The 24310-nt window shown below is 56.5% G+C and carries 23 protein-coding genes; 17 read left to right on the top strand and 6 right to left on the bottom strand.

The annotated features are described in order from the left end of the window. Window positions 1-156: 156 nt before the first annotated feature. From ACK13D_RS19745 to ACK13D_RS19700, 10 genes are all read left to right on the top strand, one after another. Complete coding sequence (locus tag ACK13D_RS19745; RefSeq protein ID WP_010257330.1) at window positions 157-2715, top strand: class I adenylate cyclase; 2559 nt, start codon at window positions 157-159, stop codon at window positions 2713-2715. A gap of 147 nt (window positions 2716-2862) precedes the next feature. Continuing rightward, window positions 2863-3063, top strand: coding sequence for an LPS translocon maturation chaperone LptM (gene lptM, locus ACK13D_RS19740; protein ID WP_010257328.1), 201 nt, complete (start codon window positions 2863-2865; stop codon window positions 3061-3063). A gap of 28 nt (window positions 3064-3091) precedes the next feature. Beyond that, complete coding sequence (gene dapF, locus ACK13D_RS19735) at window positions 3092-3916, top strand: diaminopimelate epimerase (RefSeq protein WP_010257326.1); 825 nt, start codon at window positions 3092-3094, stop codon at window positions 3914-3916. Continuing rightward, window positions 3913-4617 (top strand): DUF484 domain-containing protein, encoded by a 705-nt coding sequence (locus tag ACK13D_RS19730; protein ID WP_010257324.1) that lies wholly within the window; start codon window positions 3913-3915, stop codon window positions 4615-4617. The genes dapF and ACK13D_RS19730 overlap by 4 nt, the downstream gene beginning before the upstream one ends. Then, entirely contained in the window at window positions 4614-5519 is a 906-nt protein-coding gene (gene xerC / locus ACK13D_RS19725) for a tyrosine recombinase XerC (RefSeq protein ID WP_418796999.1), read from the top strand. The genes ACK13D_RS19730 and xerC overlap by 4 nt, the downstream gene beginning before the upstream one ends. Further along, window positions 5516-6232 carry a 5-amino-6-(5-phospho-D-ribitylamino)uracil phosphatase YigB gene (gene yigB / locus ACK13D_RS19720; protein ID WP_010257318.1) on the top strand — a complete coding sequence of 239 codons (717 nt, stop codon included), beginning with the start codon at window positions 5516-5518 and terminating at the stop codon, window positions 6230-6232. The genes xerC and yigB overlap by 4 nt, the downstream gene beginning before the upstream one ends. Window positions 6233-6387: 155 nt before the next feature. Further along, window positions 6388-8550 (top strand): DNA helicase II, encoded by a 2163-nt coding sequence (gene uvrD / locus ACK13D_RS19715; protein ID WP_010257313.1) that lies wholly within the window; start codon window positions 6388-6390, stop codon window positions 8548-8550. Between the two features lie 67 nt (window positions 8551-8617). Then, a complete protein-coding gene (gene ysgD / locus ACK13D_RS19710; RefSeq protein WP_353748370.1) occupies window positions 8618-8674 on the top strand; it encodes a YsgD/CorL family protein in 57 nt (18 codons plus the stop codon). A gap of 176 nt (window positions 8675-8850) precedes the next feature. Continuing rightward, window positions 8851-9804 carry a magnesium/cobalt transporter CorA gene (corA, locus tag ACK13D_RS19705; protein ID WP_003854370.1) on the top strand — a complete coding sequence of 318 codons (954 nt, stop codon included), beginning with the start codon at window positions 8851-8853 and terminating at the stop codon, window positions 9802-9804. A 97-nt stretch (window positions 9805-9901) separates the two neighbouring features. Then, entirely contained in the window at window positions 9902-10954 is a 1053-nt protein-coding gene (locus tag ACK13D_RS19700; RefSeq protein ID WP_033767570.1) for an AbrB family transcriptional regulator, read from the top strand. Here ACK13D_RS19700 and rarD read toward each other — a convergent pair. Next, complete coding sequence (rarD, locus tag ACK13D_RS19695; RefSeq protein ID WP_010257306.1) at window positions 10925-11824, bottom strand: EamA family transporter RarD; 900 nt, start codon at window positions 11822-11824, stop codon at window positions 10925-10927. The genes ACK13D_RS19700 and rarD overlap by 30 nt on opposite strands. 23 nt (window positions 11825-11847) lie before the next feature. After that, on the bottom strand, window positions 11848-12318 hold the full coding sequence (locus ACK13D_RS19690; RefSeq protein WP_010257304.1) for a thioesterase family protein: 471 nt from the start codon (window positions 12316-12318) through the stop codon (window positions 11848-11850). Window positions 12319-12512: 194 nt separating this feature from the next. Here ACK13D_RS19690 and pldA point away from each other — a divergent pair, with 194 nt between their 5' ends. From pldA to ACK13D_RS19670, 4 genes are all read left to right on the top strand, one after another. After that, entirely contained in the window at window positions 12513-13391 is an 879-nt protein-coding gene (gene pldA / locus ACK13D_RS19685; protein WP_010257301.1) for a phospholipase A, read from the top strand. A gap of 24 nt (window positions 13392-13415) precedes the next feature. Continuing rightward, window positions 13416-15245: an ATP-dependent DNA helicase RecQ gene (gene recQ, locus ACK13D_RS19680; RefSeq protein WP_010257299.1), complete on the top strand. Its 1830-nt coding sequence runs from the start codon at window positions 13416-13418 to the stop codon at window positions 15243-15245. A 12-nt stretch (window positions 15246-15257) separates the two neighbouring features. Then, window positions 15258-15881, top strand: coding sequence for a threonine export protein RhtC (rhtC, locus tag ACK13D_RS19675; RefSeq protein ID WP_010257296.1), 624 nt, complete (start codon window positions 15258-15260; stop codon window positions 15879-15881). Window positions 15882-16104: 223 nt separating this feature from the next. Continuing rightward, window positions 16105-16914: a DUF1460 domain-containing protein gene (locus ACK13D_RS19670; RefSeq protein WP_418796998.1), complete on the top strand. Its 810-nt coding sequence runs from the start codon at window positions 16105-16107 to the stop codon at window positions 16912-16914. 53 nt (window positions 16915-16967) lie between these two features. Here the strand turns inward: ACK13D_RS19670 and rhtB are convergent, their stop codons facing one another. Further along, entirely contained in the window at window positions 16968-17591 is a 624-nt protein-coding gene (gene rhtB, locus ACK13D_RS19665) for a homoserine/homoserine lactone efflux protein (RefSeq protein WP_010257290.1), read from the bottom strand. A 112-nt stretch (window positions 17592-17703) separates the two neighbouring features. Here rhtB and pldB point away from each other — a divergent pair, with 112 nt between their 5' ends. Together pldB and yigL are read left to right on the top strand one after the other, a co-directional pair. After that, window positions 17704-18696 (top strand): lysophospholipase L2, encoded by a 993-nt coding sequence (pldB, locus tag ACK13D_RS19660; RefSeq protein ID WP_010257288.1) that lies wholly within the window; start codon window positions 17704-17706, stop codon window positions 18694-18696. A gap of 52 nt (window positions 18697-18748) precedes the next feature. After that, on the top strand, window positions 18749-19549 hold the full coding sequence (gene yigL / locus ACK13D_RS19655; RefSeq protein ID WP_010257286.1) for a sugar/pyridoxal phosphate phosphatase YigL: 801 nt from the start codon (window positions 18749-18751) through the stop codon (window positions 19547-19549). 49 nt (window positions 19550-19598) lie between these two features. On the opposite strand, the gene glpT is transcribed toward yigL, so the two are convergent. Beyond that, entirely contained in the window at window positions 19599-20939 is a 1341-nt protein-coding gene (gene glpT / locus ACK13D_RS19650; RefSeq protein WP_010257284.1) for a glycerol-3-phosphate transporter, read from the bottom strand. Between the two features lie 374 nt (window positions 20940-21313). Here glpT and ACK13D_RS19645 point away from each other — a divergent pair, with 374 nt between their 5' ends. Further along, a complete protein-coding gene (locus ACK13D_RS19645) occupies window positions 21314-22177 on the top strand; it encodes a carboxylate/amino acid/amine transporter (protein ID WP_031292613.1) in 864 nt (287 codons plus the stop codon). A 509-nt stretch (window positions 22178-22686) separates the two neighbouring features. Here the strand turns inward: ACK13D_RS19645 and ACK13D_RS19640 are convergent. Then, the gene (locus tag ACK13D_RS19640) at window positions 22687-23166 is read right to left on the bottom strand and encodes a YehS family protein (protein ID WP_010257278.1); all 480 of its coding nucleotides are present in this window, start codon (window positions 23164-23166) and stop codon (window positions 22687-22689) included. Window positions 23167-23249: 83 nt separating this feature from the next. Beyond that, a complete protein-coding gene (gene metR / locus ACK13D_RS19635; protein WP_010257274.1) occupies window positions 23250-24176 on the bottom strand; it encodes an HTH-type transcriptional regulator MetR in 927 nt (308 codons plus the stop codon). Window positions 24177-24310: the final 134 nt, after the last annotated feature.

Here is a 24310-nt window from a genome sequence, read left to right as displayed (position 1 = left end):
TGCTAAACTGTCAGGTAGCGCAACTTTCTTTACGGTCAATCTGCAGGGTGTTAGATTGATCACGTTTCCAGCAATTATCTGCCCACTTTTTTACTTTATAAGCGGCAGAGTGTGGAAACAGGGTGCTTAAACACTGGGACAATCAGGCGAAACGTCTTGTACCTCTACATTGAGACACTGAAACAGAGACTGGATGCAATCAACCAGCTGCGCGTTGATCGTGCGCTGGCTGCTATGGGACCCGCTTTTCAGCGCGTCTACAGTCTGCTGCCAACCTTATTACATTATCAACATCCGCAGATGCCGGGTTACCTTGAAGGTAGCGTTCCACATGGCATCAGCTTCTTCACGCCTGATGAAAATCAGCGTCAGCTGCTGGCCGATCTCACCGGCGACAGCGATCTGCGTCATGCCGATGCGCCGAAAGGCGAAATGCCGATTACGGCGATCTATTCTATGGGCAGCACCTCATCTGTCGGCCAGAACAGCGTCTCGGATCTCGATATCTGGGTCTGCCATCAATCCTGGCTTGATAATGAAGAGCGTCTGAATCTGCAGCGCAAATGTACGCTGCTGCAGAAGTGGTGCGTTTCGATGGGCGTAGAGGTGAGTTTCTTTCTGATTGATGAAAACCGCTTCCGCCACAACGAAAGCGGCAGTCTGGGCGGTGAAGATTGCGGTTCAACACAACACATTTTACTGCTGGATGAGTTCTACCGTACGGCAGTTCGTATGGCGGGTAAACGCATCCTGTGGAATATGGTGCCGGGCGAAGAAGAGCACAATTACGACGACTACGTAATGTCGCTCTACGCCAAAGGCGTGCTGACCCCTAATGAGTGGCTCGATCTTGGCGGCCTCGGCACGCTGTCGGCGGAAGAGTATTTCGGCGCCAGTCTGTGGCAGCTCTATAAAAGCATCGACTCCCCATATAAAGCCGTACTGAAAACGCTGCTGCTGGAAGCCTACAGCTGGGAATACCCGAATACGCAGCTACTGGCGATGGATATCAAACAGCGCCTGCATGACGGTGAAATCATCTGCTTCGGGCTTGATCCTTACTGCATGATGCTGGAGCGCGTTACGCACTATCTGACCAGCGTTGACGATCAGCCGCGTCTCGACCTGGTGCGTCGCTGTTTCTACCTCAAAGTGTGTGAAAAGCTCAGCACCGAAGATCATCAGCACCGCACCGGCTGGCGTCGCGAAATTTTATCGCAGCTGGTCAAAGAGTGGGGCTGGAACGAAGAGAAGATTGCCATTCTGGATAACCGCGCTGAGTGGAAAATCGAGCGGGTGCGCGAAGCCCATAATGAATTGCTGGATGCGATGATGCAGAGTTATCGCAACCTGATCCGCTTTGCCCGCCGCAATAACTTAAGCGTCAGCGCCAGCCCGCAGGATATCGGTGTGTTGACCCGTAAACTGTATGCTGCGTTTGAAGCGCTGCCGGGCAAAGTGACGCTGGTGAATCCGCAGATTTCGCCCGATCTCTCCGAACCCAATCTGACCTTTATTCATGTGCCGCCTGGCCGCGCCAACCGTTCCGGCTGGTATCTCTATAACCAGGCGCCGGACATGGATTCGATTATCAGCCATCAACCGCTGGAATATAACCGCTACCTGAACAAGCTGGTGGCGTGGGCGTGGTTCAATGGACTGCTGACCCGTAAAACCCGGCTGCATATTAAAGGCAATGAGGTTTGCGATCTGGCGCGTCTGCAGGAGCTGGTTAACGATGTTTCCAGCCACTTCCCGCTGCGTCTGCCTTCGCCGACGCCAAAAGCGCTCTACAGTCCGTGCGAAATCCGGCACCTTGCGATTATTGTTAACCTTGAACACGATCCGACGGCGGCCTTCCGCAATCAGGTGGTGCACTTCGACTTCCGTAAGCTGGATGTCTTTAGTTTTGGTCAGCAGCAGCAGTGCCTGATTGGCAGCATCGATCTGCTTTATCGCAACTCCTGGAATGAGGTGCGTACGCTGCACTTCAGCGGCGAACAGGCGATGATCGAAGGGCTGAAAACCATTCTCGGCAAGATGCATCAGGATGCTGCACCGCCCGATACGGTGGAAGTGTTCTGCTACAGCCAGCATCTGCGCGGTCTGATTCGGACGCGGGTACAGCAACTGGTCTCAGAATGCATTGAGTTGCGCCTCTCCAGCACACGTCAGGAGCCGGGTCGCTTTAAAGCGCTGCGTATGGCGGGCGAGACCTGGGGCCTGTTCTTTGAACGCATGAGCGTTTCGGTGCAGAAGCTGGAAAACGCGGTTGAGTTTTATGGCGCGATCTCCAACAACAAGCTGCACGGACTGTCGATCAAAGTCGAAACGAATCAGACGCCGCTGCCACCGGTGGTCAATGGGTATGCCAGCGAAGGCATTATTCAGTTCTTCTTTGAAAACACCACTGATGAGCGCGGCTTCAATATCTACATCCTCGATGAGACCAATCGGGTTGAGGTCTATCATCACTGTGAAGGCAGTAAAGAGGAGCTGGTGCGCGATGTCAGCCGGTTCTACTCCTCATCGCACGATCGCTTTACCTATGGTTCGAGCTTTATCAACTTCAACCTGCCGCAGTTCTACCAGATTGTGAACACCGGTGAGCGATTCCAGGTGATTCCGTTCCGTAGCCAGACGCTGACGCAGCTGTGTACCTCGCAGCCTGACAACGACAACAGCGACTATCAGCCACGCTATCAGGTGCACTGATGCTGACGGGCTGCCTGCGCTCTGCAGGTGGCCGCTATCTTCCCGGCTTGTCACCCGCTTCACGCTATTTGCGGGCATTTCCTGTTGCTTTTCCACCTTCAACTGCGATGATAAGCATCCAGGTAAAGGACATGAAGAGCATAAAGAATGAAGAAAGTAATAAGCCTGTTGGCCATGACACTGGCAGTAATCAGCCTTGCAGGTTGTGGTCTGAAAGGACCGCTCTACTTCCCGCCGAAGGATCAGCCGAAGAAACAACAAGCCCCAACCGACCGCCAGAAAGCGGATGCCTCTAAAGCCGATGTCGGCGGGCTGGTTACCGGCAATTCAGGCGTAAAAGCGAACTAATCTGATGGCTTATCCGGCGGAGCAAAAAATGCAGTTCTCCAAAATGCACGGTCTCGGCAACGATTTTATGGTTGTGGATGCGGTGACACAAAACGTCTTCTTTTCGCCGGAATTGATCCGCCGGCTGGCCGATCGTCATCTGGGGATCGGTTTTGATCAACTGCTGATTGTTGAACCGCCTTACGATCCCGATCTCGATTTCCACTATCGCATTTTCAACGCTGACGGCAGTGAAGTCGCACAGTGCGGCAACGGTGCGCGCTGCTTTGCCCGCTTTGTTCAGCTGAAAGGGCTGACCAACAAAAGTGACATCCGGGTCAGTACGCAGAATGGCCGCATGGTGTTGACCGTCACGCCTGACGACCAGGTGCGCGTCAACATGGGCGAGCCAAACTTTGAGCCTCAGCAGGTGCCGTTCCGCGCCAACAAGGCCGAAAATCTCTATCTGCTGCGCGTGGCCGAACAGACGGTGATGCTGGGTGCGGTGTCGATGGGCAACCCGCACTGCGTTATCCAGGTCGAAAGTGTCAAAACCGCGCAGGTTGAACTGCTGGGTCCGATTCTGGAGAGTCATGAACGCTTCCCGGATCGCGTCAATGTCGGTTTTATGGAGATCATCAATCCCGAACATATCCGCCTGCGCGTCTACGAACGCGGTGCGGGTGAAACGCAGGCGTGCGGCAGCGGCGCCTGTGCTGCCGTTGCATGTGGCATTCAGCAGGGCATTCTGGCACCCAAAGTGCGTGTCGACCTGCCTGGCGGAACGCTGCACATCACCTGGAAAGGCGCCGGTCAGCCGCTCTATATGACCGGGCCTGCGACACACGTCTACGATGGGTTTATTCATCTATGAAAAATATCGAAGAGCAGGCTGACAGTTCGGTTCTGCTGGACGATCAGGCCGTCAGTGATTATCTGCGGCAGAATCCCGATTTCTTTATCCGCAATGCCCGTGCAGTTGAACAGATGGCCGTGCCGCATCCGGTGCGTGGCAGCGTCTCTCTGGTCGAATGGCATATGGCACGGCAACGCAACCATATTCAGCGGCTGGAAGAAGAGATCACGCTGCTGATGGAGCAGGCCAGCGCTAACCACGAACTGTTTGACCGTCTGTTGTCGCTGGAGAGCCATCTGGCCGCGGCTGACTCGCTGCAGGATATGCTCAACCGTCTGCATCGCTGGGCGCGTGAGCTGGGCCTGGCGGGTGCCAATGTGCGGCTGTTCAGTGATAAATGGCTGCTGGGCGCGCCCTCCGATTTCTTTCAGCTGAGCCTCTCGCGTCAGGCGTTTGAACCGCTGCGTATTCAGCGCTTCGGTAACCAGCATCACTATCTTGGCAACATTAACGGGCCGGAACTGCTGCTGCTGTTGCCGCAGGCCAAAGCGATCGGGTCGGTTGCCATGTCGCTAATGGGTGAGGAGGGCGATCTCGGCGTGCTGGTGTTCAGCAGTCGTGACAGCCAGCACTATCAATCGGGCATGGGGACACTGCTGTTGCAGCATCTGTCGCAGATGATGCCTGATCTGCTCTCCCGCTGGGTTGAACGCGCATGAGCAGCGCGCTGCAGGAGGCCGTCGACGGATTTCTGCGCTACCTGAAAGTGGAGCGCCAGCTCAGTCCGTTAACCCAGAGCAGCTATGCGCGCCAGCTTGCCGCGCTGGTGGCGATTGCTGATGAGATGAAGCTCAGCAGCTGGGCGCAGCTGGAACCGGCGCAGGTGCGCAGCATGGCGGCGCGCAGCCGTCGCGCCGGACTGGCCGCCAGCAGCCTCGCGCTGCGGCTCTCCGCCCTGCGCAGTTTTCTCGACTGGCAGGTGAGCCAGGGTTTGCTTTCTGCCAACCCGGCCAAAGGGGTGATGACGCCGCGTAAAGCGCGCCATCTGCCTAAAAACATTGATGTAGATGAAGTAAATCAGCTGCTGGAGATCGACCTTAGCGATCCGCTGGCGGTGCGCGACCGGGCGATGCTGGAAGTGATGTATGGCGGCGGTTTGCGTCTCTCTGAACTGGTGAATATGGATTGTCGCCACGTCGATCTCCATTCAGGCGAAGTGTGGGTAGTCGGTAAGGGCAGCAAAGAGCGCCGGATACCGATTGGTCGCACGGCGGTCGCCTGGATCCAGCACTGGCTGCCGCTGCGTGAAACCTTTGGCGGCCAGGATGATGCGCTGTTTCTTTCGACGCGCGGCAACCGCATCTCGCCACGCAACGTGCAGAAACGCTTTGCCGAATGGGGCATCAGACAGGGCGTGGCCAGCCATATCCATCCGCATAAGCTACGACACTCATTTGCCACGCATCTGCTGGAATCCAGCGGTGACCTGCGCGCCGTGCAGGAGTTGCTGGGTCACGCAAACCTGTCGACGACCCAGATCTATACCCATCTCGATTTCCAGCATCTGGCTTCGGTGTATGACGCTGCGCATCCCCGCGCCAAACGAGGAAAGAACGAATGAAGTTTTATCGTCCGCTGTCGGCCATAAAAGCCATGACCTTCGACCTTGATGACACTCTCTACGATAACTACCCGGTCATCCGTCGTACCACCCTGGAGTCCCATGCCGCGTTGCAGGCTTTTCATCCGGCGCTGCGTGACTTCACGCCGCAGGATTATCAGCAGTTGCGCGATGAGCTGCTGCAGCGCGAACCTGATATCTATCATGATGTTTCGGAGTGGCGACGCCGTTCGGTTGAGCTGGCGATGCTGAATATCGGCCTCTCTGCCGCTGAAGCCACTGCGGGTGCGGCAGAAGTGATGGCGGTCTTCCATCAGTGGCGGAGTCAGGTCGAGATGCCGGATGAGACGCACCAGACGCTGAAAACCCTGGCGGAGAAAATCCCGCTGGTGGCGGTCACCAACGGCAACGCCTGCCCGGAAAAAATGGGCATTGCCGAATACTTCCGCTTCACGCTGCGGGCCGGGCCAGACGGGCGCGCCAAGCCGTGGCAGGATATGTATCAGCTTGCCGCGCAACGCCTTGATATCGCGCCACACCATATTCTGCACGTGGGTGATGACCTGACCACCGACGTGGCGGGCTCACTGCGCTGCGGGCTGCAGGCCTGCTGGATTAACCTGCGGCAGGGCAATCTGATGCATATCCCGGATGCGCGCCTGTTGCCGCATGTCGAAATTTCGCGGTTGGCATCACTCACCTCACTGCTATAATGGCTGTAAATTTATCCAGTCGTCTCCTCTTTTCTGTTTTGCCGCCGTCCCTTATCCGGCGTCTGTGGCGCCGCCTGACTGGCAGCGATAATGCCTTACGGCAGGCGGAATAATCAGTGTGACGACGGCGTTTTTTTCTTTGGTAATCGGTGCTTATGGACGTTTCTGAACTGCTCGATGGTTTGAATGACAATCAGCGCGCTGCCGTTGCGGCACCGCGCAGTAACCTGCTGGTGCTGGCAGGCGCGGGCAGTGGTAAAACGCGGGTGCTGGTGCATCGCATTGCCTGGCTGATGTCGGTGGAGAACTGCTCGCCCTATTCGATTATGGCGGTGACCTTTACCAACAAAGCGGCAGCGGAGATGCGTCACCGTATCGAGCATCTGATCGGCACCAGTCAGGGCGGAATGTGGATCGGAACCTTCCACGGTCTGGCGCACCGCTTACTGCGCGCCCACCATCTTGACGCCGGTCTGCCACAGGATTTTCAGATCCTCGACAGCGAAGATCAGCTACGTCTGCTCAAGCGCCTGATCAAATCAATGAACCTTGATGACAAACAGTGGCCTGCGCGTCAGGGCATGTGGTACATCAATGGCAAAAAAGATGAAGGCCTGCGACCAAAGCATATCGAAAGCTACGGCAATCCGATTGAGCAGACCTGGCTGCGCATCTATCAGGCCTATCAGGAAGCCTGTGATCGCGCCGGTTTAGTCGACTTTGCCGAGCTGTTGCTGCGCGCCCATGAATTATGGCTCAACAAGCCACACATTCTTAATCACTACCGCGAACGCTTTACCAACGTGCTGGTGGATGAGTTCCAGGATACCAACAACATTCAGTATGCCTGGATTCGGATGCTGGCGGGCGACAGCGGCCGGGTGATCATCGTGGGCGATGATGACCAGTCGATCTACGGCTGGCGCGGCGCACAGGTCGAGAATATTCAGCGCTTTCTGCAGGATTTCCCCGGCGCGGAAACGATCCGTCTGGAGCAGAACTATCGCTCAACCAATAACATCCTGAAAGCCGCCAACGCCCTGATCGCTAACAACAATGGTCGCCTGGGGAAAGAGCTCTGGACCGAAGGCAGCGATGGCGAACCGATCTCGATCTACTGCGCCTTTAACGAGCTGGATGAAGCACGCTTCGTGGTCAACCGCATCAAAGTCTGGATGGAGAACGGCGGCGCGCTCAACGACTGCGCCATTCTCTATCGCAGCAACGCCCAGTCGCGTGTGCTGGAAGAGGCGCTGCTGCAAAGCAGCATGCCGTACCGTATTTATGGCGGCATGCGCTTCTTCGAACGTCAGGAGATCAAAGATGCGCTCTCCTATCTGCGTCTGATGGCGAACCGCAATGACGACGCGGCATTTGAACGCGTGGTGAATACCCCGACGCGCGGCGTGGGCGATCGCACGCTCGACGTGGTGCGTCAGACGGCCCGTGAACGTCAGATGACGCTGTGGCAGGCAACGCGTGAACTGCTGCAAAGCCGTGCGCTGGCTGGCCGGGCCGCGTCTGCGCTGCAACGCTTCTGTGAACTGGTTGATTCACTGGCAACCGAAACCGCCGAGTTACCGCTGCATGTTCAGACCGACCGGGTTATCAAAGACTCTGGCCTGTGGCTGATGTATGAGCAGGAAAAAGGTGAGAAGGGTCAGGCGCGTATCGAAAACCTGGAGGAGCTGGTGACCGCTACGCGGCAGTTCAGCTATCAGGATGAAGATGAAGATCTGATGCCACTGCAGGCCTTTTTATCCCACGCCGCGCTGGAAGCGGGCGAAGGCCAGGCAGACAAATGGCAGGATGCGGTTCAGCTGATGACGCTCCACTCGGCAAAAGGGCTGGAGTTCAGCCAGGTGTTTATCGTCGGCATGGAAGAGGGCATGTTCCCGAGCCAGATGTCACTGGATGAAGGTGGCCGGCTGGAGGAGGAACGTCGTCTGGCTTATGTCGGCGTGACCCGTGCGATGCTCAAGCTGACGCTGACCTACGCCGAAACCCGCCGACTCTATGGTAAGGAAGTGTATCACCGGCCGTCCCGTTTTATCGGCGAACTGCCCGAAGCGTGCATAGAAGAAGTGCGTCTGCGCGCCAGCGTCAGCCGTCCGGTAAACCATCAGCGGATGGGTGCCCCGGTGACCAAAAATGACAGTGGATTCGCGCTGGGTCAGCGTGTTCATCACGCAAAATTTGGCGAAGGCACCATCATTAATCTGGAAGGCAGCGGCGAGCATAGCCGTCTTCAGGTGGCGTTTCAGGGGCAGGGAATCAAGTGGCTGGTGGCGGCTTACGCGAAGCTTGAAACGCTTTAGCGTGCGGTTGACGGCTTTTTCGTCTCAGCGTAACATGCGCCCACTATTATCATGAGAGGACAATGCCTTGGACACGCCCAGTCGATGCTGGCTCAATGACCTGGATTCCAGGAATAACATCTAAGGCTACCTCTTTACGCGGGTAGCCTTAGCGGTTATCAGCGACCTCCCTTTTTGATTCCGTCGCGAGTCAGCACTGATTTATCTCTGAAACTCTGTTTCCGTGTTCAGGCTGCCCGTTCCATGTTGAGGAACGGCGGACTGCCTTGTCCCATTTAGTCTGCAATGGGGAGTATTGCTATGCTGAGCGCATTTAAACTGGATCACAGCCGCCTGACGCGACTGGAGCTGGAAGACGAAAACGACAAACTGACGACCTCTGTCTGGGTCGATCTGATCGAGCCGGAAGAGGGCGAACGTGATCGCGTGCAATCTGAGCTGGGCCAGAGTCTGGCAACACGGCCTGAGCTGGAAGATATCGAGGCCTCGGCACGCTTCTTCGAAGATGAAGATGGTCTGCATATCCACTCCTTCTTCTTCTATGAAGATGCTGACGATCATGCCGGTAACTCCACCGTGGCGTTCACCATCCGTGAAGGCCGTCTCTACACGCTGCGCGAACGTGAGCTGCCTGCGTTCCGTCTCTATCGCATGCGCGCCCGTAATCAGACCCTGATCGACGGCAATGCCTTTGAGCTGCTGCTCGACCTGTTTGAAACCAAAATCGAGCAGCTGGCGGACGAAATCGAGAACATCTACAGCGCACTGGAGAAACTCAGCCGGGTGATCATGGAAGGTCAGCAGGGCGAAGAGTACGATCAGGCGCTGTCGCGACTAGCGGAACTGGAAGATATCGGCTGGAAGGTGCGTCTCTGTCTGATGGATACCCAGCGCGCCCTGAACTTCCTGGTACGCAAAGCACGTTTGCCGGGCAATCAGCTGGAGCAGGCGCGTGAAATTCTGCGCGATATCGAATCGCTGCTGCCGCATAACGAATCACTGTTTCAGAAGGTCAACTTCCTGATGCAGGCGGCGATGGGTTTCATCAACATTGAGCAGAACCGCATCATCAAGATCTTCTCGGTGGTCTCCGTGGTGTTTCTGCCGCCGACGCTGGTGGCCTCCAGTTATGGGATGAACTTTGAGTTTATGCCGGAACTGAAGTGGAGCTTTGGTTATCCGGCCGCGATCGGCCTGATGATTCTGGCCGGACTGGCGCCTTATCTCTATTTCAAGCGTAAAAACTGGCTTTAAAATAAGAACGGGCCATCTGAGATGGCCCGTTCTGCTGGCTCCTGTCCCCATTTCTGCGTAATCTTACCCTCCTGTTTTTACAAATTATTAACTTCTTATGGACGCTTTTTCGTTGCGCGCGCAGTGGACGCTGCTGCTGCTGATCTCGGTATTGCTGGGCGCGGTGCTGCACTATTTTCATGTGCCCGCTGCGCTGTTACTGGGACCGATGATTGTGGGTGTAGTGATGGGGCTGTCGGGTGCCACGCTGCGAATTGATAAACGGCTGTTCCTGCTCGCTCAGGCCGTACTGGGCTGCATGATTGCGCAGAGTCTGTCGCCTTCGATTCTGGCTCCGCTGATTCAGGACTGGCCGATCGTGCTGGCGGTGTTGCTGCTGACGCTGGCGGCCAGCGGCCTGTCAGGTTTTCTGCTGGTGCGCTTCAGTCATCTGCCTGGCCCGACCGGCGCATGGGGATCGTCGCCGGGCGGTGCAACGGCCATGGTGGCGATGGCGGGTGACTTTGGCGCTGACGTGCGGCTGGTCGCATTCATGCAATATCTGCGGGTGCTGTTTGTCGCCTCGGCGGCCGCACTGGTGGCACGCATCGGGCTGGGTGATGAGGCGCACAGCGTCTCGCTGCTCTGGTTTCCGCCGCTGAATCATGGCTTTGTTATCACCCTGGTGGTGATGCTGACGGGCGCGTGGCTGGGCACCCGACTGCGCATTCCTTCTGGCGCGCTGCTGCTGCCTGCGCTGGCGGGTGCGGCACTGCACAGTAGCGACATCGCGGTGTTACAGGTGCCGGAATGGCTGCTGGCCGTGGCCTATGCACTGATTGGCTGGAGCGTGGGATTACGTTTCACCCGCCCGATTTTTCTGCTGGCACTGCGCACGCTGCCGCAGATGCTGGCCTCCATCTTCGGGCTGATGCTGTTGTGTGGCGGCCTGGCGTGGATGCTGACGCGAATGCTGGATATCGATCTGATGACGGCCTATCTCGCCACCAGTCCAGGCGGGCTGGACACGGTGGCGATCATTGCGGCGGGAACCCAGGTCAACATGGCGTTTGTGATGGCGTTGCAGACGTTGCGTCTGTTTACCATCCTGCTGACCGGCCCGGCTTTAGCGCGCTTTATTTCACGCTATGCGCGAACGGGAACGGAATGAAAACGCCACCGCATCGCAGACAAATACCAGCAGCGCCAGCCAGATGAAGCCAAAGGTCACCATCTTGTCTGGCGTGATGGTCTCACCGTAAAACGCGACCGCCAGCACAAACATCAGCGTCGGGCCGAGATACTGAAAGAAGCCTACGGTGGAAAGTCGCAGACGGCTGCAGGCCGCCGCAAACAGCATCAGCGGAATGGTGGTTACAATGCCCGCCGCTATCAGCTTCAGGTTGAGACTCAGTGGGTTGGCGGATAAGTGGCTGGTGGCGCTGTCGGCAAAACCAAACAGGTAAATCGCCGCCAGTGGAAACAGCCACAGGGTTTCAATCAGCATGCCGCTCTGCGCATCGACCTGAATCTTTTTGCGCACCAGGCCATACAGGGCGAAGCTCAGCGCCAGGCCCAGCGCGATAATCGGTAACGACCCAAACTGCCACAGCTGCACCAGCACACCGACGGTGGCCAGCAGCACGGCGAGCCACTGCAGACGGCGAAACCGTTCGCGCAAAAACAGCATGCCGAACACCACGTTGATCAGCGGGTTAATAAAGTAGCCCAGGCTGGCTTCCAGCATATGCTGATTGTTGACTGCCCAGATAAACAGCAGCCAGTTGCCGCCGATAGTCACGGCCGTCAGCGCCAGCAGCAGCACTTTTTTAGGCTGGCGCAACACGCTGCGAACGCCGGGCCAGCTGCGGCTCAGGGTAATCAGTAACAGCATAAACAGTGCAGACCAGATCACCCGGTGCGTCATGATTTCCGTGGCGGGAACCTGCTTTACCAGTTTGAAATAAGCGGGCGCAATGCCCCAGATAAAGTAAGCGCCCAGTGCAAAGCCAACGCCCTGGCGGGTTTGTTGCGTATCCATATGCGTTCCATTCAATGGCGTGGTTAGCCGATAAGATAGGTGGCGGTAGCCGTGGCGATATAATCGCCCTGTTGATTGTGCAGTTCCACGCGCGCCACGGCGACTTTGTTACCGGCGCGCAGCAGGCTGCTGGTGGCGGTGAAGCGTTCGCCGCGTCCGGGACGCAGATAGTCGACGCGCATATCAATGGTGCCCATGCGTGACAGACGCTGGCGCAGATCCGCTTCGCTGATGCTTTCCTGACGGGTTAACGCATTACTGACGCAGACCATGCCCGCCGCCACATCCAGTACCGACGCGATAACGCCGCCGTGCAGAATCTGCTGCGCCTGGTTGCCCACCAGCATGGTTTTGTTATTGAAGCTGATCTCTGCGTAGTCTGCGTCAAGGCGCATCAGTTCCAGGCCCAGCGCCTGATTAAACGGCATGTGATAAACGAAAATTTCGCCGACCAGCTGGCGAGCGTCCTGCTGTGTCAGCACGGGTGATGACATGATGATGTGTCCTGAAAAAATCGGGCCAGAGGGGCGCGGAACATGAATGAGTTGTGTATTCTATGCCGCCTGCGAGGGTGTTTCCAGTTTAAGAAATCAGCACTCATGCTCACTGCCATTTGCGTGTAGAATGGCCTGCTTTTTACGACACCCTTTCAGTTACTTTGATACGCAGCTGCTCACCGGAGAATTTTATGCGTAAGCATCGCGCCTTGCTGGCGGCAATGTTGATATTTCCTGCGCTGGCGCAGGCGGATGAAGCCCATATTAAAGAGGTTCATGACGCGCCACAGGTTCAGGGCAGCATTATTGCTAACCTGCTGGAGAAGCATGATAACCCGTTTGTTCTCTATCCTTACGAGAACAACTATCTGCTTTATACCTATACCAGCGACCTCAATAAAGAGGCGATCTCCTCCTATAACTGGGGAGAGAATGCCCGCAAAGATGAAGTGAAATTCCAGCTCAGCCTGGCGTTTCCGCTGTGGCGCGGTATTCTGGGCGACAACTCGGTGCTGGCAGCCTCTTACACCCAGCGTTCCTGGTGGCAGCTGTCGAATAGCGCTGAGTCATCGCCATTCCGTGAGACCAACTATGAGCCGCAGATTTTCCTGGGCTGGGCGACCGACTATTCGCTGGCGGGCTGGACACTGCGTGATGTCGAAGTGGGTCTGAATCACCAATCCAATGGACGAAGCGATCCCACCTCGCGCAGCTGGAACCGCGTCTATGCGCGTCTGATGGCAGAGAATGGTAACTTCCTGGCGGAAATCAAACCCTGGTATCGCATCCCTGAAGGGGCGAACAGCGATGATAATCCTGATATCACCAAATATATGGGTTACTACCGCACCCGTCTGGGCTATAAGCTCGGCGACAATATCTTCAGCGTAGAGGGCAACTATAACTGGAACAGCGGTTATGGCGGCGCGACCCTGGGCTGGAGCTACCCTATCACTGAGCACGTTCGCTTCTATACTCAGGTGTTTAGCGGTTACGGTGAATCACTGATCGATTACAACCATCGCCAGACGCGTCTGGGTGTGGGTGTAACACTTAACGACTTGTTCTAATCCATAACGAAAGACAGGAATCGCGTGGCAACCTCGGCAGTTCTTAATCAGGAAGCGCTGGCGCAGCAGGTATTGCAGGATACCTTCGGCTACCAGCATTTTCGTCCCGGTCAGCAGACGATCATCAATGAGGCGCTGAGCGGGCGCGATTGTCTGGTGGTGATGCCCACCGGCGGTGGTAAATCGCTCTGTTATCAGATCCCTGCGCTGGTGCGCGAGGGGCTGACGCTGGTGGTGTCGCCGCTGATCTCGCTGATGAAAGATCAGGTCGATCAGCTGCTGGCGAACGGCGTGGCGGCGGCGTATCTCAACTCCACCATGACGCGCGATCAGCAGCAGACGGTGATGGCCGACTGCCGAACCGGTCGGGTTAAGCTGCTCTACATCGCCCCGGAACGCCTGATGATGGATAACTTCCTGGACAGTCTGGCGCACTGGCAACCGGCGATGCTGGCGGTGGATGAAGCGCACTGTATTTCCCAGTGGGGCCACGATTTCCGTCCGGAATATGGCGCACTCGGCAAGATGCGTCAGCGCTTCCCGGAATTACCGGTAATGGCGCTGACCGCGACCGCGGATGAAACCACCCGCAACGACATCGTTAACCTGCTGCATATGCAGGATCCGCTGATCCAGATCAGCAGCTTTGACCGCCCCAATATTCGCTACACGCTGGTGGAGAAATTTAAACCCACCGATCAGCTGCTGCGTTACGTTCAGGATCAGCGCGGCAAGTGCGGCATTATCTACTGCAACAGCCGGGCGAAGGTAGAAGACACCGCCGCGCGACTGCAAAGCCGAGGGTTCAGCGTCGGGGCATACCACGCCGGTATCGACAGCGAGCAGCGTGGCCGGGTGCAGGAAGCGTTTCAGCGTGACGATCTGCAAATCGTGGTGGCGACGGTGGCCTTTGGCATGGGCATCAACAAGCCCAACGTCCGTTTTGTGGTCCACTTCGATATCCCGCGCAACATCGAGTCCTATTATCAGGAAACCGGGCGAGCCGGACGTGATGGTCTGCCTGCCGAAGCGATGATGCTTTACGACCCGGCCGATATGGCCTGGCTGCGTAAATGTCTGGAAGAGAAAGTGCCCGGACCGCTGCAGGATATTGAGCGTCACAAACTCAACGCCATGGGCGCGTTTGCTGAAGCGCAGACCTGCCGCCGTCTGGTGCTGCTGAACTATTTTGGCGAGGGCCGCCAGCAGCCGTGCGATAACTGCGATATCTGTCTCGACCCACCCAAACGTTATGACGGCCTGGTTGAAGCGCAAAAAGCGCTCTCCGGTATCTACCGCGTGGGTCAGCGTTTTGGTATGGGCTATATCGTTGAGGTGCTGCGCGGGTCCAACAATCAGCGTATCCGTGAGCAGGGTCATGACAAGCTGCCGGTCTATGGACTGGGCAAAGATCAGAGCCACGAACATTGGGTGAGCGTGTTACGTCAGCTAATCCATCTGGGGCTGGTGACGCAGAACATCGCTATGCATTCGGCTCTGCAGCTCACCGAAGCGGCGCGCCCGGTGCTGCGCGGTGAAGTGCCACTGATGCTGGCGGTGCCGCGTTTGATCACCGCAAAAACAAAAAGCAGCAGTCCGGCGAAGTTTCACGGTGGTAACTACGATCGCAAACTGTTCGCCAAGCTGCGTAAGCTGCGAAAAGCGATCGCCGATGAAGAGAATATTCCGCCTTACGTGGTGTTCAATGACGCCACACTGATAGAGATGGCAGAACAGATGCCGGTCAGCGCGTCCGAGATGCTCAGCGTCAACGGCGTGGGTCACCGCAAACTGGAGCGCTTTGGCAAACCTTTCCTGGTGATGATCAAAGAGCATCTTGATGATGAAGAGTAAAGGACACTGATTATGCTGATGTTATTCGCCACTGTGGCGCTGGTGCATCTGGTGGCACTGATGAGCCCCGGCCCCGATTTCTTTTTCGTGTCACAGACTGCCGCCAGCCGCTCGCGCAAAGAGGCGATGATGGGTGTACTGGGCATTACGCTGGGCATTGTGGTCTGGGCGGGTGTGGCGCTGATGGGGCTGCATCTGATTCTGGAAAAAATGGCCTGGCTGCATCAGATCATCATGGTCGGCGGTGGACTTTATCTGTTGTGGATGGGCTGGCAGCTGATGTGCTCGGCACGTCAGCGTCATAAACAGCCGCAGCAGGATGAGCCGGTGGTTGCGTTGCCGAAACGCGGCATGAGCTTTCTCAAAGGCCTGCTGACGAATCTGTCGAATCCTAAAGCCATTATCTACTTCGGCAGCGTCTTCTCGCTGTTTGTTGGCGACGATGTCGGTTCGGCGGAGCGCTGGGGTCTGTTCCTGCTGATTGTCGGTGAAACTTTTGCCTGGTTTACCCTGGTGGCGGCGATTTTTGCGCTGCCGTGGATCCGCGCTAAGTATCAGCGACTGGCGAAATGGGTCGATGGCATGGCCGGCGTACTGTTTGCCGGTTTTGGTATCCACCTGATTCTTTCGCGTTAAACACCGTTTCAGTCCTTATGCCGGCGTGCGCGTTGCGCCTCCGGCAGAAACCTCCCTTGCTGTCGCTTCCTCCAGAGAGTTCGCTTGTGTGACGGATGTCACATTCCAGGGCTCAGGGAGTTTTGCTGTTGCAACCGCAGATAAATCGTCACTCTTTATTAATCATTCATATCCATATCTCCATTAAAGTCGGGAAGCAGGCGCAACGTTTATGGAGAGGATGATGAGAGTGAAGTTCATATTACTGGTGTTGATGACGGCCTGTATCAGCGCCTGCGCCTCGCCTGATGCCGCCCGCAACCCTGCGCCAGAGCCGGGCCAGACCGATGAGGTCACCTCGATCCTGATGCAGACGCTGTCCGATGTCGATCAGACGCAGGGCGAAAGGATTAGCCGGATCTCTGCGACGTTTCTCGGAACACCCTATGAAGCGGATACGCTGATCGGTTCTCCCACGCGTCCGGAAGCGCTGGTGATCAATTTCAACGGTGTGGATTGTTACACGCTGCTTGATTACGTGCAGGCGCTGAGCCGCAGCCACGATCGTGCCAGCTTTGAGGCTAACCTGATTCGGACCCGCTACGCTGGCGGTGAGGTCAGCTACCGGAATCGTCGCCACTTTTTTTCCGACTGGTTTGCCGATAGCCCGCGCAATGCCGATGACGTGACCCGCACTCTTAGCCCGGATACGGTGACGGTGGTGAAGCACCTGAATCGTCAGGCCAGCGGAGCAGAACAGGTGCCCGGTCTGGGTGTGATTGCACGTCCTGTCACTTACATTCCGGCCCGGGCGATCACACCGCCGGTGCTGAAGCAAATTCAGACCGGCGATTACGTGGGGGTTTACGCCACCAGTCAGAGCCTGGATGTTACGCATGTGGGGATTGCTGTCCGGCATGATGGCCGCTTGTGGTTCAGGAACGCCTCTTCGCTGGCCGTTAATCGAAAAGTTGTCGATGCGCCGTTCAGGGAATATATGCGTTCGAAGCCGGGCATCATTGTGTTGCGTGCGGTTCCACTGACAGCGCCGTAGCGGGGCCAGGGAAGAAGGGATAATCTTTCGCGCCGAATTCGGCGCGTCAGACGTTAAGCGATTTTTCTGGCGCTGGCCAGCAGCGCGCCTACTGCCATAAACAGCCCGCCAAAAATGCGGTTCATTAACTTCATCTGTTTTGGTCCCTTAATCCAGCCCGCAATCCGCGTTGCCAGCGTGGCGTAGCCAATCATCACGATGATATCGACCACAACGGTGGTGACGCCCAGCACCAGATACTGCATAAATAGCGGCTGATGCGGCTGAATAAATTGCGGGAACAGGGCGGCGAGAAAGACGATACTTTTCGGGTTGGTCAGGTTAACCAGCACGGCGCGTTTGAACAGGCGACGACGCGGCATCGCTCTGGCGACTGCATCCAGATCAATGCCACCCGCTGAGCGCCACTGCTGAATACCCAGCCAGACCAGATAGGCCGCACCGGCCCATTTCAGAATCTCAAACGCCAGCAGTGACTGAGAAAACAGCGCGCCCAGACCGATGCCGACCAGCACGATATGCAGCGCCAGGCCGACCTGCAAACCGGAGATAGAGGCCACCGTGCCGCGATAGCCGTGGCTGATACCGGTACTCATGGTGTTGATTGCGCCGGAACCGGGCGACAGGCTGAGAATTGTAGTGGTAAGCAGATAGGTCAGCCACCATTCGATGGTCATGGGTCAGGCTCTCTTTAGTAGCGGAATTGTGACACAATACGCCAGAAATAAGCGCGGCGCTACGGCCTGCGCATGGCATTCAGGACTCTTTATCCGGTCATCAGGAGGGCGAATGAATCAACACAAAGCCAGCTGGCTGCGACGAGAAAAAGCCTTTGCTGCCTTCGCTACCGGGCCACTGCTCGATTTCTGGCACAGCCGCGAAGAGCTTGAGTTTACCGGCGTGGGTAATCTGACGCTGCGCTACGTCCGCTTCACATCACCGCAACACAAGCGTGTGATCCTGATTGTGCCGGGACGCATCGAGAGTTACATAAAATATCCTGAGCTGGCGTACGATCTGTTTCACTGCGGATTTGATGTGGTGATCCTTGACCATCGCGGTCAGGGGCGTTCCGATCGCCTGCTGGAAGATTCACACCGCGGTCACGTGGCGGAATTTACCCATTATGTCGACGACCTTGAAACGCTCTATCTGAAAGAGATTATCAGCGGTCACTACCAGCAGCGCTATGCGCTGGCTCACTCCATGGGCGGCGCAATCTTAACGCTGTTTCTGGCGCGTCAGCCGCAGGCGTTTCATGCGGTCGCGCTGGTGGCGCCGATGTTTGGCATTGCTTTACCGTTGCCCTCTTTTCTGGCCCATCGGATCCTGGACTGGGCGGAGAAGCGTCCGGCCATGCGCGATGGCTATGCGCTCGGCACCGGCCGCTGGCGTGCGCATCCGTTTGGCATTAACCGGCTGACGCACAGCACCGAGCGTTACCGGCGAAATCTGCGCTTTTATGCGGACGATCCGGCGATTCGCGTTGGCGGGCCAACCTACCATTGGGTACGTGAAGGCATCCATGCAGGTCGCAACATCATCAGTCAGGTCGATAAGATCACCACGCCACTGCTGCTGTTACAGGCCAGCGATGATCGGGTGGTCGACAATCGTTCGCAGGACCTTTTTTGTGCTGCGATGGCGGCGGCGGGTCATCCGTGTGAGGGCAATAAGCCACGGGTGATCGACGGTGCGCGTCATGAGATCCTGTTTGAAAAGGATGAGATGCGCGCCGAAGCACTCAATGCAGTGGTCGACTTCTTTTCCTCGCACCACTGACGTTATTTATCCGACCGGTTAAGGCCGGCAGAACCAGATACCCGAGGTTTTCATGTATCACATCGTTGCATCCGATCTGGATGGCACGCTGCTTTCTCCCGAACATCGTCTGACCCCTTTTGCGCGTGAAACGCTGCAGCAGCTGGTCGCGAAAGATATTCACTTTATATTCGCCACCGGCCGTCATCATATCGATGTCGGACAGATGCGCGACAGCCTGGCGATTCCGGCCTATATGATCACCTCAAACGGCGCGCGCGTGCACAACGCAGAGGGCGAACTGGTGTTCAGTCATAATCTGGATGAGGATATCGCCAGCGATCTGTTTGGCCTGCAATATCATCACAGCGATATCCTGACCCACGTTTACCGCGACGATGAGTGGTTTGTCAGCCGCTCAAGCCCGGCTGAGCAGGACTATTTCCGCGAGTCGGTGTTCAACTATCAGGTCTATGAGCCGGGTCTGCTGCCAACCGATAATATCAGCAAGGTCTTTTTCACCTGCGAAAATCCCGAGCATCTGATCCCGATGGAACAGGCGATTGAAGCGCGCTGGGGCGATCGGGTTAACGTCAGTTTCTCACTGCCTACCTGTCTGGAAGTGATGGCGGGCGGCGTGTCGAAAGGGCATGCGCTGGAAGCGGTCGCGAAAACGCTGGGCCATTCACTGGAAAGCTGTATCGCCTTTGGCGACGGCATGAACGATGTGGAGATGCTGAGCATGGCGGGTAAGGGATTTATCATGCAGAACGCCCATCAGAGGTTGAAAGATACGCTGCCGGAGCTGGATGTGATCGGTTCAAATGCCGATGATGCCGTGCCGCAGACGCTGCGCACGCTCTATCTTGCTTAAGCCGTCAGCGCAAAAAAAGGGCCGGATATCCGGCCCTTTTTTATTGCCGTCAGGCAGGGGTCTTTTTGTGTTTGTGTTCGCTGACCATGGTCAGTAACAGCAGGATAACCGCCAGCACACAGCCAGCAATCATCACCATGAAGCCGCCGTCCCAGCCGAAGTAATCGACGGTGTAACCGACAATGGCGCTGGCCGCCACCGATCCACCCAGATAGCCGAACAGGCCGGTGAAGCCCGCCGCCGTCCCCGCCGCTTTTTTCGGGGCCAGCTCCAGCGCGTGCAGACCAATAAGCATCACCGGACCGTAGATCAGGAAGCCAATCACAATCATACAGGCCATATCGACGCCAGGATTGCCCGCCGGGTTAAGCCAGTAGATCACGGTCGCGATGGTTACCAGCGTCATAAAGAACACCCCGGTCGCACCGCGATTACCGCGGAACACTTTGTCCGACATCCAGCCGCACAGCAGCGTTCCGGGGATCCCCGCATACTCATACAGGAAGTAAGCCCACGACGATTTATCCAGCGTGAAGTGTTTTACTTCTCTGAGATAGGTCGGCGACCAGTCGAGAATGCCGTAGCGCAGCAGATAAACAAACACGTTGGCCAGCGCGATGTACCACAGCAGCTTGTTCGGCAGCACATATTTCATGAAGATCTGTTTAGCCGTCAGCTCCTCTTCGTGGCTGGCATCATAGTCGGGCGGATAGTCGTTTTTGTACTCTTCAATCGGTGGCAGACCACAGGATTGCGGCGTATCACGCATCAGCGCAAAGGCCAGAATCGCAATGGCGATGGCGCCAAACGCCGGCATATAGAGTGCCGCTTTCCAGTCGTTGAACCACGCCATACCGAGCAGGAACAGCAGAGGCGGAATACCGCCGCCGACATTATGGGCGCAGTTCCAGACCGAAACGATCCTGCCGCGCTCTTTCTGCGACCACCAGTGAACCATGGTACGTCCACAAGGTGGCCAGCCCATGCCCTGGAACCAGCCGCAGATAAACAGCAGCACGAACATCACCATAATGCTGGAGGTGGCCCAGGGAACGAATCCCATGATCAGCATCACTGTCGCAGCCAGAATCAGGCCTGCCGGTAAGAAGACGCGCGGGTTTGAGCGGTCAGAGACCGATCCCATGATGAATTTTGAAAAGCCGTAGGCGATGGATATGCCGGATAAGGCAAAACCGAGATCGCCACGTGAAAAACCCTGCTCTACCAGGTAGGGCATGGCGAGTGCGAAGTTTTTTCTGACCAGATAGTAGGCGGCGTAACCAAAGAAGATCCCGATGAAAATTTGCCAGCGCAGACGACGGTAGAGCGGATCAACGTGATCCTCCGCCACCTGCGGCTGACGTGGTGCAGGTTTAAAAATGCTCAGCATCAGTGAGGCCCTCCAGGGCACATTATGGTTTTTAATTCCCAGCAGGTTGGGGCAGGAAAAGAGCAGAAGAAAATGGACGCAGAATGTTCCATTTCGCGCAAAGAATAGTGTTAGTTGCGCAACGTTACTGTGATGAATGACACATTTGTTACACTTTTATTACATTCTGGAGCGGAAGTGATCATGCGATGGATCATTTCGCGCATTTTATCTGGCTGAAAGATCTTTATGCAGACAGTTATGTCAGGAGGCGAGAGTCCTTTACCGATGGACATTCTGATCGCCTGGTTTGTAATCAGATGTCAACCAGATTTCACAGCCTGATGGCAGCACATTGTTTACACTGACGGCCTGTTAATTTCGGGGTCGTCACCGTGTTTTTATTGATTATTACCACCATTCTGTGGGCCTTTTCGTTCAGTCTGATTGGCGAATACCTTGCCGGGCAGGTGGACAGTTGGTTCTCTGTACTGATGCGACTGGCGCTGGCTGCGCTGGTATTTTTACCTTTCCTGCGCTGGCGTGGTCATCGCCCTTCAACGCTGTTGCTTTACATGCTGGTCGGGATGCTGCAGCTGGGCGTGATGTATCTGCTGAGTTTCGAAGCCTATCTCTACCTTAGCGTGTCGGAATTCCTGCTGTTCACGGTGATGACGCCGCTTTATGTGACGCTGATTTACGATCTGATCAGCCGTCGTCCACTGCGCATGGGTTATATCTTCAGTGCACTGCTGGCTGTGGCAGGTGCGGCCATTATTCGCTATGACAAAGTCAGCGATCATTTCTGGTTTGGTCTGCTGTTAGTGCAACTGGCAAACATTTGCTTTGCGGCGGGAATGGTGGGCTATAAGCGTCTGCAGGAGACCCGCCCGATGCCGCAGCACACCGCCTTCTCCTGGTTCTATCTGGGTGCGGTGTTGATTGCGGTGATCGCCTGGTGCGCCTGGGGCAATCCGCAGAAGTTGCCGACCACCTCATTGCAGTGGGGCATTCTGGTCTGGCTGGGCATTGCGGCTTCCGGTCTCGGCTATTTTATGTGGAATTATGGTGCGACCCAGGTCGATGCCGGCACGCTGGGCATTATGAATAACATGCACGTTCCTGCCGGGCTGCTGGTGAATCTGGCTATCTGGCAGGAGAAACCGCACTGGCCAAGCTTTATAGCGGGCGCACTGGTGATCCTCGCCTCGCTGTGGGTGCATAAGCGCTGGGTGGTGGGGCGCGGTGACCGATCATAAACAGGGCTGTTACATGGGAGCGGCCTCCCGGGCTGGCGCGTCCGATCGCGAAGGAATCTCACATCCCTGTGGATCGTCCGGGCCATCCCTGGCCCGGACGCTTCGCTCTTCAGACGCGCCAGCCCTGGAGACTTAACAGCATCATCGCAGTTGAACCAGGGGCTCAGAGCGAATATGAAGGAGGGGATGGCGCGCTGAAACGTAGAGCATTCGCGTTGGAGCTGGCGTGTGCGATTGCGAAGGAATCTTACAGGATGTTTCAGAAATGCCCCCGGCGCTTTTTCCCTGCGACGAACGCTCCACCGATGACCCGCTTTCACTCCCCAGGGCTGGCCTGGTGTTGCTGATTAAAAAGCCATGAAGAAGCTTGAGGGAAGAGGTGGCGCAACTGAGGAGCAAAGCGTCCGAGCCAGGGATGGCGAGGCCGTGCTGCATGGATGCAGGCTTTCTTTGCGATCAGATGCGCCACTTCTGACCACGCAGGTACCCGAAGCGATCAGCCACAGACGTTAAGCAGGCTTCTCACTCTTAGGACGCTGAATCATCGCCAGCCCTTTCAGGAAGTTACGCAGAATCTGATCGCCGCATTCGCGGTAGTTCTTATGATCAGGTTTGCGGAAAATCGCACCAATCTCAGCCTGTGAAACGGTAAAATTCACGCGTTTCAGTACATCAGGGATGTCGGTGGTTTTCAGATCAAAAGCGATACGCAGCTTTCTCATGAAGATGTTATTGGTCATCTTGCGCTCAATCGACGGCGCGGGCGCATCTTCACTTTTGCCGCGACGGTAGAAGATCAGGCCATTCAGGAAATAACCCATCAGCACATCGGGGCAGGGACGGAACGCAGCATCGTCATCTTTTTTCAGCCACGCCTGAATATCCGCCAGCGGCACGTCACATTGCGCCAGCGCAAAAATCTCCACCATTTTGGCATCGCTCAGGTTGAGCATATAGCGCACGCTGCGCAGAATATCATTGTTAGTCATGGTGAAATCTTCTCGTGGTCAGTCGACAGGCTGCGCATTATAGGGGATTTTGCCCGCCTTCGCGCAGGTTTGTGCCCGCCAGATTATCGCTGCAACACCGCACCGGGCAGCGCGGCGTCGCGCACAAAAGGCAGATGCTCACAGGCGTGCTGACGGGCAAAGCGGATAAACGCTTCCAGCACCGGCTGACGTTGCTCCCCTTCGCGCACGGCCGCATAAAGACGGCTCCACAGGCCATCGCCCAGCGTGCGGGTGACCACCAGACCCTGCTTCTCAAAACTCTCCACCACCCAGTGCGGCAGCGCGGCAATCCCCATACGTGCCGAGACCATCTGAATCATCAGCAGGGTATTATCCACACTTTTCAGTGCCGGACTGACGCCTGCGGGCTGCAGGAAGTGACGCCAGATATCCAGACGCTGACGCTGCACCGGATAGATCATCAACACCTCATCGGCTAGATCTTCCGGCGAAATCTGCTCAACCTTCGCCAGCGGGTGATCCGTTGCCAGCACCAGCCGCACTTCATAATCAAACATCGGGGAGTAGAACAGACCCGAGCGCGCCAGGATATCGGAGGTCAGCACCACATCCAGCTCACCCTGTTGCAGGGCGGGTTGAGGATCAAAGGTCACGCCCGATTTGAAATCCATCACCACCTGCGGCCAGCTCTGGCGGAATTTATCCAGCGCGGGAGTCAGCCACTGGATGCAGCTATGACACTCTATCGCCACCCGCAGCGTGGTCTGATGCGGCTCATGGCAGGCCTGCAATGCCTGCTGAATCTGCGGCAGCACCTGCTCTGCCAGCTGCAGCAGAATATCGCCCTGCGGCGTAAAGCGCAGCGGCTGACTTTTACGCACGAACAGGCGGAATCCCAGCCGCTGCTCCAGATCGCTGAACTGATGAGACAACGCCGATTGCGTCTGATGAAGCTGGGCCGCCGCCGCCGCCAGCGAGCCCGTATTGCGCAGAGCCTGAAGCGTCCGCAGGTGCTTGAGTTCGATCATGAGAGTCCTTCACATCGAAAATGAACATATTGCGCTTGAGCAATATACAGTACCCGCAGAGTATAGCAGTGTAAACATCTGGACGGCTAAACATCTTTGGCTGCCCATTTAAGCCAAAGTGAAAGATTATCTGG

It is taken from the genome of Pantoea sp. K16 (assembly GCF_048452805.1).
Taxonomy (GTDB): domain Bacteria; phylum Pseudomonadota; class Gammaproteobacteria; order Enterobacterales; family Enterobacteriaceae; genus Pantoea; species Pantoea agglomerans.
The sequence above is the reverse complement of the archived record's forward strand: the minus strand, read 5'-3'. Positions and strand labels throughout refer to the sequence as shown.